The sequence below is a fragment of the Mesorhizobium sp. M4A.F.Ca.ET.022.05.2.1 genome, assembly GCF_003998845.1.
Lineage (GTDB): Bacteria > Pseudomonadota > Alphaproteobacteria > Rhizobiales > Rhizobiaceae > Mesorhizobium.
Genome location: NZ_RZOJ01000234.1, coordinates 1 through 9570 on the forward strand (window position 1 = coordinate 1; position 9570 = coordinate 9570).

Sequence of the window (9570 nt, forward strand, 5' to 3'; positions counted from 1 at the left end):
CCGCGCCGGCCTGCTCGACGGCCATGCCTGCACCCTGCACTGGACCAGCCAGGCCGCCTTCACCGAGGCTTTCCCGGACATCGAGCTCAGGCGCGATCTCTTCGTCATCGACCGCAAGCGTTTCACCTCGGCCGGCGGCGTCGGCAGCCTCGACATGATGCTAGAGATCATCACCGGCGACTATGGCGCCGAGCTCGCGGCGGGCGTCGCCGAATGGTTCGTGCACAGTCCTTTGCGATCGAGCGTCGATCGCAAGCTGATGCCGCTCAGGCTGCGCACCGGCGTGCAGAACGAGCTGGTGCTGTCGGCCATCGCCATCATGGAGGATGCGGTCGAGGAGCGGCTCGGCATGGCGGAGCTGGCGACAAGGCTCGGCGTTTCCCCGGACAAACTCGAGCGCAATTTCCGCGCCGAGCTGGATATCTCGCCCAATAGCTATTACCGGCGGCTGCGGCTGAAACGGGCGGCCGACCTGCTGGCGCATTCGACACTTATGGTGCGCGATGTCGCGCTGGCGTGTGGGTTTGCGTCGATGTCGAGCTTTGCGCGGGCATTTCGCGAGGAGCACGGGCACGCGCCGAAGGCGACGCGGCGGCAGTAGCTTCTTCGCTTGTGCTGAAATGGTGAGACGCTGGCGGGACCGAGGGGGCGCGAAAGGATCACGGTGCTATCGTTTCCCATCCGCCACGCCTGCGGCATCCGGCACGACATTTGCGGGAATTCGCACACACTTCCTGTGACGCATAGCCCATGTTCTCCCCTTCAGGAGGCACCGCCATGAGCATCGTCGTTTTCGACCCCGACAGCACCGAGGATGTGGACTTCAAGGATCGCATGCGCCATCCGGCGGCGGCCGATCCGGCGGGCGGCATGTGGCTCTCCGACACCGAGCCGTCCTTCATCGATGCGGATGCGCTGCGCAAGGGCCGTCTCGCCAAGCTGCGCGGCTGGATGCGCGAGGCGGGCTATGGCGCGGTCGTTTTGTTCGATCCCTACAACCAGCGCTACGCCACCGGCTCGCGCAACATGTTCGGCTATTTCCTGCGTAACTCGACGCGCTATTTCTTCATCCCGACCGTAGGGCCGGTGGTGCTGTTCGAATATCCGCAGAGCTACCATGTCTCGATGGTGCTCGATACGATCGACGAGGCACGGCCGTCCAAGCTGGTCTGGTCGTCGGTATCGGGCCGCGACGACGAGACCGCCGGGCCGTTCGCCGACGAGATCACCGAGCTTCTGAAGAAGCATGGCGGCGGCTCGATGAAGCTCGGGCTCGACCGCTGCAGCCATCTGCAGGCGCTGGCGCTCGAAAAGCGCGGCTGCGAGGTGCGCGATTGCCAGGGCGAGATCCTGGCGGTGCGCGCGGTGAAGACGCCGGAGGAAGTGAGGTGCCTGCAGGCCTCGATGGCTGGCGCCGAGGCAGCGGTGTCCGCCGTGCGCGAAGCGATCAAGCCCGGCGTCTCCGAAAACGAGCTGTTCGCCATCATGTATGGCGAGGTGATCCGCCAGGGCGGCGAGTTCATCGAGACGCGGCTGCTCACCTCCGGCCAACGCACCAATCCGTGGTTCAGCGAGGCGAGCGGCCGCAAGATCAGGCCGGGCGAGCTGGTCGCGCTCGATACCGACACGGTCGGCTGCTACGGCTATTATTCCGATTTCTCGCGCACCTTCCGCTGCGGGCCGGGCAAGCCGACCGCCTACCAGAAATCGCTCTACCGCATGGCGCACGACCAGGTGCAGCACAACATCGGCATCGTGAAGCCCGGCATGGCTTTTCGCGAGATCGCCGAAAAGGCCTGGAAGATCCCGGACCGCTTCGTCGACCAGCGCTACACCTCGGTCATGCATGGCGTCGGCATGCATGGCGAGACGCCGTTCATCGCCCACGCGATGGACTACGAGACCTATGGCCGTGACGGCATCATCGTGCCCGGCATGGTGGTCAGCGTCGAAAGCTATATCGGCGAGAAAGGCGGCCGCGAGGGCGTCAAGCTGGAGGACGAGGTGCTGATCACCGAGACAGGGACGGAGTTGCTGTCGCGCTTCCCTTATGAGAATGAATTTTTGGAGCCGCAGGTTTGAAGCTGGCGTCCACCACCGTCTTCAGTGCACCATCGCGAAGTTTTGGGATTGGACGCGGCATCCAAAACGGTCGTCATCCTAGGGCGAGGCAAGGAGCGCAGCGACGCGGCGCAGACCCTAGGATCCATGCCGCGACGTCGGAGCGGTGCAGAATTCTGTCAGGCGGCGATCACAGACCAAGGTAACGGCATGGATTCCAGGGTCTTCGCAATGCCGCTTCGCGGCTGCTTCGCCCTGGAATGACGAAGCGCGAGAATCCGCATGAAAACGCCCATCTCCATCCGGCGCGGCAAGGTGGCCGCGGTGTTCATCGATCTCCAGGAGGAGCATCGCAAGGACGAACGCTATCTGGTCGACGGGTTTGGCGACATCCTCGCCAACGTCCAGCGGCTGCAGGCGGCGGCGCGGCGCAATTTCGTGCCGCTCTACCACTGGGCTTACATCGTCGATCTCTCCGAGGCGCGGCCGTTCCATCCGGTGGATGCCAGCGGCAAGTCGGCCTTCTCCGACAAGGACGACCCGCTGACGGCGATCTGCGCGGAAGTGGCGCCGGCCGAGGGCGAGCCGATGCTGGTCAAGACCGAGGCCAGCGCCTTCGGCAACGGCGCGTTCGCCGACCGGCTGAAGACGGCGGGCATCGAATGGCTGGTGATTGCCGGCGTCTGGACCGAGGCCTGCATCGACGCCACGGTGAAAGATGCGGTGGCGCTTGGTTTCCGCGTGCTGCTGGTCAAGGATGCCTGCGGCAGCGGCAGCGTCGCGATGCACCAGACCGCCATCCTCAACCTCGCCAACCGGCTCTATGGCGGCGGCGTCACCAACACGCTCGATGCCTGCCGGCTGCTGGCGGGCGACACGGTCGATGCGTGGCAGGTCGAGGGCTCGGTGCCGCTGCGCTTCACCTACGACAATGCGGCCCGGCTCTACGACGAGCTCTGACGGCAAGCCGATGGGCACGAACCAGATCGAAGCGGCCAGGTGGGGGAAGTACGCCACCCTGCTCGACCCGGAGCTGTGGGACTATATCGACCAGGTCAATGCGTGGTTCCCGCCCGCGATCGCGGCGCGGCCGATCGCGGAGCAACGGGCGGTCTACAACGCGATGTGCCGGGCCTTCCATCCAGGCCGTCCGGCTGATGTCACGGTGAGTGACGGCGTGGTCGCCGCCGACGGCCGCGACATCGCGATCCGGCGCTACCGTTTGGCCGGCAAGGCGTCGCGGGCGATCGTCGTCTACTATCACGGCGGCGGCTTCGTGCTCGGCGACCTCGACAGCCATGACGACATCTGCGCCGAGTTCTGCGCAGCCACCGGCTCCGAGATTCTGTCGGCCGATTACCGCCTGGCGCCGGAGCATCTGCATCCCGCCGCCTTCGAGGATTGCCTCGCCGTGTTCGAATGGGTGGCGGCGACAAGCGCGCTGCCGATCGTGCTCTGCGGCGAGAGCGCCGGCGGCAATCTCGCCGCGGCGGTCGCGCACGCGACGCGCCGCAGCCAGCGCCGCGCCGCCGGGCAGGTGCTGATCAATCCAGAACTCGGCGGCGAGACAGGCCGCTCCTATATCGAGCACGCCGAGGCGCCGCTGCTCAGCCTCAGCGATATCGAGTTCTACCGCCGCATCCGGTCCGCGCCGGGTCAATCGCTGGACGATCCGACCTTCTCGCCGCTGCGCGACAGCGATTTTACCGGCCTGCCGCCGACCTTCATCATCACCGCCGAATGCGATCCGCTGTCCTCCGACGGCGAGGCCTATCGCGGCCGCATCGTCGCCGCCGGCGGCTCGGCCTGGTGGCAGGAAGAGCCGCTGCTGGTGCACAGTTTCCTGCGCGCCCGCAACAGCGTGCCGCGCTCCGGCGAGGCGTTTGCGAGGATTATTGCCGACATTGCCAGGCTGGGCGCCGGCGATGAGGCGCCAATCTCCCCCCAAGTGGGGGAGATGGCCGGCAGGCCAGAGGGGGGCGCGAAGGATCGCGTCCCCTCAGAATCCTTAGGATTCAAAACCATTCGTCATCGCAGCGGCGCTGAATAGCCGAGATGCTGGGCGGGACAGCGCCCCCCTCTGCCCTGCCGGGCATCTCCCCCACAAGGGGGGAGATTGGCGCTACCCTCGTGCGGAACAGCGCACAAGAACTGCGGAAAAGCGAACATTTCCCGGCGTAACCCCGCCCTATCATCGCCGCAGGCCAAGGCGCTCCGGCGGTCGCATCCGTCCCCGCACTGTGACAGGCCGGGGCGCCCAACAGGAGGGAACGACGATGAAATTCATGCTGACCGACAGGAAACTGCACCCGCGGGCCGAGCCGATCGCCGCCGACTTCCGGAAAGGCGGCATCAGCCGGCGCGAATACTTCGCCATCATGGCCGGCTTCGGCGTCAGCGCAGCCGGAGCACTGGCACTCGGCGGGCTTACCCCCTCGCCGGCCCGAGCCGAGGAGCCAAAAAAGGGCGGCACCTTGCGCGTCGCCATGAACGTCAAGGGTTTCAAGGATCCGCGCACCTTCGACGGCGTCGAGATGTCCAACGTGGCGCGCCACTGCAACGAATATCTGGTGCGCTGGAATACAGACTTCAGCTTCGAGCCGTGGCTTTTGGAAAGCTGGGAGACCAGCGACGACGCCAGGACAATCACGCTGCATGTGCGCAAGGGCATCACCTGGTCGAATGGCGACACCTTCAACGCCGACGACGTCATCCACAATCTCAACCGCTGGTGCGATGCCTCCGTCGCCGGCAACTCGGTCGCCGCGCGCATGGGCGCGCTGGTCAACGCCGACACCAAGAGGCCGGTCGATGGCGGCATCGAGAAGGTCGACGACTACACCGTCAGGCTCAACCTGCCCAAGCCCGACATCTCGCTGATCGCCGGCATGGCCGACTATCCGGCGCTGATCATGCACCGCTCCTATGAGGGCGACGGCGACCCGAAGAAGGCTCTAGCCATCACCACCGGCCCTTGCGAACTGGTGAGTTGGGATGCCGAGACCGGTGCGGAGGTGAAGCGCAAGGACAAGCCCTGGTGGAAAGGCGAGTTCCATCTCGACGGCATCAAATGGGTCGACTACGGCTCCGATCCCAACGCCATGCTGTCGGCCTTCGAATCCGGCGAGATCGACACCGACCACGAGACGGCTTCAGACGCCGTATCGCAGACCGAAGAGATGGGGCTCGAAAATTCCGAGATCGCCACCGGCTCGACCATCGTCGCCCGCTTCAATGTCGGCAACGCGCCCTATGACGACGACAAGGTGCGCCGTGCCGCCCAGCTTGCCGTCGACAACTCGGCCGTGCTGAAGCTCGGCATCGACGGTCGGGGCAAGCCCGCCGACAACCACCATGTCGGCCCGATGCATCCGGAATTCGCCGATATCGGCCCAGCCAAGCGTGACGTGGATGGTGCCAAGAAGCTGCTCGCCGAGGCTGGCAAGGCCGACCATGAATTCGACCTCATCTCGGTCGACGTCGAATGGCAAAAGAGCACCGGCGACGCGATCGCCGCGCAGATGCGCGAGGCGGGCCTGAAGATCAAGCGCACCGTGCTGCCGGCCGCCACCTTCTGGAACGACTGGAGCAAATACCCCTTCTCCTGCACCGAATGGCTGGGAAGGCCGCTCGGTGTCCAGGTGCTGGCGCTGGCCTACAAATCGGGAGCTGCCTGGAACGAAAGCGCCTATGCCAACAAGGAGTTCGACGAGCTCCTCGACAAGGCGCTGGCAATGCCGGACGCCAAGGCGCGCAAGGAGATCATGGCCAAGATCGAAGAGAATCTGCGCCAATCCGGCATCATCATCCAGCCATACTGGCGCTCGGTCTATCGAACCTACCGCAAGGGCGTGCATGGCTGCGAGCAGCACCAGTCGCTAGAGCAGCATTTCGAGAAGGTGTGGCTGGAGTCCTGATCCCTCCCAGGGTGGCAACCCCGGCCGGCGTGGCTCAACCAGGGCCGCGCCGGCCGTTGCCATGTGCGCCCATTCATCACAGATTGCATGCGGCCTCAGACCGGCGAACGCGAGAAACAGTCAGGGATGGATCACTTCAACCTCGGCACCTACCGCCGCCCAATCTCCACATCCTCGGCGGAGACGCAGCGCTGGTTCGATATCGGGCTGAACTGGTGCTACGGTTTCAACCACGAGGAAGGCATAAGATGCTTCGCGAAGGCGCTGCGGACTGATCCCGATTGCGCCTTCGTGCACTGGGGCATCGCCTATGCCGCGGGGCCTTTCTACAATCTGACCTGGAAGGAGCATGGCGAGGCCGAGGCCTGAGTGGCGCGGTTCAGCGTTGCGCCCAGCATCCGGACAATGTCTGGGCGCTGCACGGGCTGGTCGAATGCTTGAGGCGGCGCGGCGAGACCGACCAGTTGCCTGGGTTCCAGGCCAGGCTCGCTACGGCGTTGGCAAAGACCGACGTGCCGATCACCTCGTCCTGTCTGTGCAGGACAAGCGCGCATTCAGGGCACGACTGCTGCCATTGAAGATGGCCCGCCCCTGTGCGCCGTCACCAATCTCGCGTACACAAGTCGTGTTCCAACCCGGCCCCGCGACGTGAGAACCCCATGCGATTGCTGCTAAGTAGTCTCTTCCTCGGCCTCGCCGCCGCCAGCCTGTCGCCCGCCCGGGCCGCGGCGGACGATTGCGGCGATGCCGCCGCGCTGGTGCAACTGGCCTATCCCAATGCCCAGAAGAGCGCCGACGAAAGATCGTTCACGCTGGAACCCCATACCAGCATCTCCCTGACGCTGCGGGAAGGCGACAATTCATTCGGCCTGGTCTGCAAGGTCTGGCCCGCCCATGACGACCTGCTGCTGGTCGCGGTGCCACTGATCGACAGCGCCAAGTCCGGCGACGGCCAGCATGTCGGCGATATCGAGATTCTCGTCCTCGACATGAACAGCCTGCGGGTGCGCCAGCGTCTGCTCCAGCCCGGGCTGATGAATGATGATGCCATCTACATCCGCAAGATCGAGTTCGATACCGGCCGCTACAGGCTGGCGCCCGATGTAAGCGCCTTCGGCCTGCGCATCGAAATGGCAAGCGATTCTCGGCCCAATCCCTTCCGTGAAACCGACCTCAGGCTCTATGCCCTCACCCGCGATGGGCTGCGCCTGGTGCTCGACGGCCTCGTCGTCGACAGCTATGGCGGCGAAGGCGACGCCAATTGCGCGGGATCCTTTCATTCCAGCAAGGCCGGCCTGTCGATGCGATCGGCGAGCCACCACGGTTATCGCGACATCAGCGTGGTCGAGCGGAGGGATACCGACGAGCCCGCCCTCGACACGAAGGGCGAATGCCAGTCGCACCCCGGCAAGCCGGTGAAGCGGACCTACCGGCTCCGCTATGACGGCAGCCGCTATCCGGTTCCGGCGGCGCTCAAGGCCTCGGAGCCGTGAAAGAGCCGCTCGCGCCATGATCGGGTAGCAGCGCATCTCAAGAGCCGTGCCGGCAACGGCAGGCCGACGCGGATCGGTGAGGCGATCCTCGCCGGGCTCAGCCGCGACGGCACGCTCACACTGTCGCGGCCAACGTGCCCCATGTCATCGGCCACAAGGACGACTATGCCGTGCCGATCCATGGCGACGATCGCGGCATCCCGGCCGTGCTGGTCGGGATGCGGCAGGACCTGCCGGCTGACCACCAGGGCGTAGAGGCCTGGGCCAAGCGGCTCGCCGCCGCGCTGCCGGCCGGGCAGACGGCCTGAAGCGACCCCGACGTTGCCTACTTCATGATGTGATAGGCCTGCAGACCGCCTTCCCGGTCACGAGAAGATCTCCGCCAGTTCCTCGACGCTGGTGCCTTCCTTGACCTGGCGCAGCTCGATGTAGCCGACCGCCGTGGCCGTAGACATCACCATCGAGACCACGCTTTGCACCAGCGCAGCCAGGATGGCGGCAAGGATTCCGTGGAAGAAGACGACAACCACCGCCGTGATCGACTGGATCACCATGGCTATGATGAAGAGGATCACGAACAACCCGAACAACGCCCAGCGGCTGCCCTTGGTCAGGACACGGCTGCGCGACATTGAGCCGAACACACCGAGCCGCTCCTGGATCAGGACCGGCACCGCCACGGACCAGCCGAGCCATAGGATGATGCCCGGAACGAGCAAGGCGATAGCGGCAAACCCGGCGCCAAGACCGACCAGAATGCCTATCCCCAGGGTCGGCAGCAGGTAGCGTATCGCGATCGTGATGCAATCGCCGAAGGATGGTGGCTTGCCGTTCAGATCCTCGATAGTTGCCCTCACAAGCGCCGACTGAAGCAGCAGCGCGCAAATGAAGGATACCAGTCCGGCGACGATGCTGACCCAGGAATTGCGGAACATCGCTTCAGGATCGGCCGCCGCGCCAGGGTCGGTCTGCAGCATCACGTCCACGCGCGATTCGGTCCAAAGTTGCGCGAGAAGCGCCGGCAAGCCGGAGAACAGCGCGGCAAGGCCGACATATAGTCCTATGTTGCGGCCAATCACGGAAAAGGTGTTGTTGAACACCCTGCCGATCTGGAATTTCTCAGGCCGTGTCAGTGTCGTTGAAGTCATAAGGCACCCCCTTTTAACCACCACCGCATAATGGCTGGTTGTCACGATAGTAGATGTGACAAGATTAACAGTTGGCGTCCAGCCCACTTGCAATTGTCTTGCCGCATTGCCAGTGTCGGCGCTGCGGGTTTGCAGGGGAGCAAATGGGTGGCAGTTGCACAGCCGGGCACAGTGGACGCCGAATGGCTGGCGAAAGTGCATAAGCAGCTGCTGGCCGACACGTCCATCCAGTTCGACCTGCCGGCCTTCGCGCAGCCCCAACCTCCGGCCTGGCTGAAGCCGCTGCTGGATTTCCTGGCGCAGCTTGGCCCCTATATGATCTACTTGTTCTGGGGCGCGGTGATATCGGGCGCCGCGATCATCCTGTTCCTTATCGTCCTGGAGGTGAAAGGCGTCGCCTGGCGCCTGCCGTGGCGGCGCGCGCGCAGCGAAGCGGATACGGAAGAGCAATGGCGCCCCGATGCCGCAGCGGCGCAGATCCTGCTGTCGGAAGCCGACGCGCTTGCGGCGCGCGGCGACTATGACGAGGCGGTCCATCTCCTGCTTCGCCGCAGCGTCGCCGACATAGCCGGGCGCCTGCCCGACTTCCTGCGTCCCTCGCTGACGGCGCGCGACATCGCCAATGCTCCTTCCCTGCCGGCGCGGCCACGCGGCGCGTTCAGCGAGATCGCGCGAATCGTCGAGGCCGCGCTGTTCGCCCGCCGGCCCGTTGGCGCCGAAGGCTGGCAGCAAGCGCGCGGCGCCTATGAGCGGTTCGCTTTCCGGGATGCCTGGGCATGAGCGCGCCGGCGGCCGAAGCGCAGGAACCGTTCAGCCGCAGGACGCTGTTCTGGGGCATTTTCGCCAGCCTGTTCGCCGCCGCCGGCTTTTTCCTCCTGTCCACCTACGCGCCCGACTTCCGTACGCCAGGCAATGGCGGCGCGACGCCGCTCTCCAAGGGCGGCTCCGGCT

Annotated in this window: 9 protein-coding genes and 1 pseudogene; 9 read left to right on the plus strand and 1 reads right to left on the minus strand. The window is 65.2% G+C overall.

The features are described 5' to 3' along the window. The 8 genes and pseudogenes from EN745_RS22465 to EN745_RS36245 form a co-directional block, all read left to right on the plus strand. Positions 1-601, plus strand: a 601-nt coding sequence (locus EN745_RS22465; RefSeq protein WP_127422282.1) for a helix-turn-helix domain-containing protein, incomplete at its 5' end; no start/stop codon positions are given. Between the two features lie 176 nt (positions 602-777). After that, positions 778-2082: a Xaa-Pro peptidase family protein gene (locus tag EN745_RS22470; RefSeq protein ID WP_127422283.1), complete on the plus strand. Its 1305-nt coding sequence runs from the start codon at positions 778-780 to the stop codon at positions 2080-2082. Between the two features lie 261 nt (positions 2083-2343). After that, positions 2344-3021 (plus strand): isochorismatase family protein, encoded by a 678-nt coding sequence (locus EN745_RS22480; RefSeq protein ID WP_127422285.1) that lies wholly within the window; start codon positions 2344-2346, stop codon positions 3019-3021. Between the two features lie 10 nt (positions 3022-3031). Continuing rightward, a complete protein-coding gene (locus EN745_RS22485) occupies positions 3032-4111 on the plus strand; it encodes an alpha/beta hydrolase (protein ID WP_127422286.1) in 1080 nt (359 codons plus the stop codon). 226 nt (positions 4112-4337) lie between these two features. After that, positions 4338-5978, plus strand: a complete 1641-nt coding sequence (locus EN745_RS22490; RefSeq protein ID WP_127422287.1) for an ABC transporter substrate-binding protein — start codon at positions 4338-4340, stop codon at positions 5976-5978. Positions 5979-6104: 126 nt separating this feature from the next. Next, a pseudogene (locus EN745_RS22495) lies at positions 6105-6344 on the plus strand (hypothetical protein); the annotation flags it as partial. Positions 6345-6637: 293 nt separating this feature from the next. After that, a complete protein-coding gene (locus EN745_RS22500; protein ID WP_127422288.1) occupies positions 6638-7471 on the plus strand; it encodes a hypothetical protein in 834 nt (277 codons plus the stop codon). Between the two features lie 134 nt (positions 7472-7605). After that, positions 7606-7779: a hypothetical protein gene (locus EN745_RS36245; protein WP_189363124.1), complete on the plus strand. Its 174-nt coding sequence runs from the start codon at positions 7606-7608 to the stop codon at positions 7777-7779. Between the two features lie 57 nt (positions 7780-7836). Here the strand turns inward: EN745_RS36245 and EN745_RS22510 are convergent, their stop codons facing one another. Continuing rightward, positions 7837-8619: a hypothetical protein gene (locus tag EN745_RS22510; RefSeq protein ID WP_127399822.1), complete on the minus strand. Its 783-nt coding sequence runs from the start codon at positions 8617-8619 to the stop codon at positions 7837-7839. 147 nt (positions 8620-8766) lie between these two features. Here EN745_RS22510 and EN745_RS22515 point away from each other — a divergent pair, with 147 nt between their 5' ends. After that, on the plus strand, positions 8767-9399 hold the full coding sequence (locus EN745_RS22515) for a DUF4129 domain-containing protein (protein WP_210213770.1): 633 nt from the start codon (positions 8767-8769) through the stop codon (positions 9397-9399). Positions 9400-9570: the final 171 nt, after the last annotated feature.